Source organism: Burkholderia sp. SIMBA_062, assembly GCF_046534765.1.
In the GTDB taxonomy this organism is placed as follows: Bacteria; Pseudomonadota; Gammaproteobacteria; order Burkholderiales; family Burkholderiaceae; genus Burkholderia; species Burkholderia ambifaria.
The window spans coordinates 1-266 of sequence record NZ_JAWRYD010000321.1; the positions used below are offsets into that span (position 1 = coordinate 1).

Annotated in this window: 1 protein-coding gene; it reads right to left on the minus strand. The window is 63.9% G+C overall.

Annotated features, from left to right (window positions below):
- The coding region (locus SB786_RS36535; RefSeq protein ID WP_410731623.1) for an ABC transporter permease subunit at positions 1-266 on the minus strand (266 nt) is incomplete at both ends.

The window sequence follows — 266 nt, forward strand, 5'->3', positions numbered from 1 at the left end:
GGTGTACAGCGGACGCCAGAGCACGCGGTTGAACAGCGTCACGAACAGGGACATCATCGCGATGCCCAGAATGATCTTCGGGAAATCACCGGCGGCAGTCGTTTGCGCGATGTACGCGCCAAGGCCGTGCGCCTCGAGCTTCGTATCGCCCCACTGCACGTATTCGGCGACGATGCTCGCGTTCCACGCGCCGCCCGAGGCCGTGATCGCGCCCGTGATGTAGTAGGGAAAAATGCCCGGCAGGATCGCCTGACGCCACCACTGCC